Origin of the sequence: Pedobacter sp. ASV12 (assembly GCF_016429155.1) — a bacterium.
GTDB lineage: Bacteria > Bacteroidota > Bacteroidia > Sphingobacteriales > Sphingobacteriaceae > Pedobacter.
The window spans coordinates 1-302 of record NZ_JAELUC010000387.1 but is presented as its reverse complement, the minus strand read 5'-3'; the positions used below and the strand labels follow the sequence as shown (position 1 = coordinate 302).

The following is a 302-nucleotide window of genomic DNA, read 5'->3' as shown; positions in this document are numbered from 1 at the left end:
CCCCCCCCCCCCCCCCCCCCCCCCCCCCCCCCCCCCCCCCCCCCCCCCCCCCCCCCCCCCCCCCCCCCCCCCCCCCCCCCCCCCCCCCCCCCCCCCCCCCCCCTTTTCAAGCAGAAGACGGCATACGCGATCATGAGTACTGTCTCGTGGGCTCGGAGATGTGTATAAGAGACAGGTTTTTAACCGGGTGGTTCAAGCCACGGTGGCCATTAAACATTTTCATGGTGCCAATGCCGTTGGCTTCGGCCAATAATTGGTGGCCCAGGCAAATGCCGAACATCGGTTTGTCGGCATCTAAAATA

1 pseudogene is annotated in these 302 nt (G+C 66.2%); it reads right to left on the bottom strand.

Annotated elements, in window-relative coordinates:
- Window positions 1-160: 160 nt before the first annotated feature.
- A pseudogene (locus JHD69_RS20835) lies at window positions 161-302 on the bottom strand (glutamine amidotransferase-related protein); the annotation flags it as partial.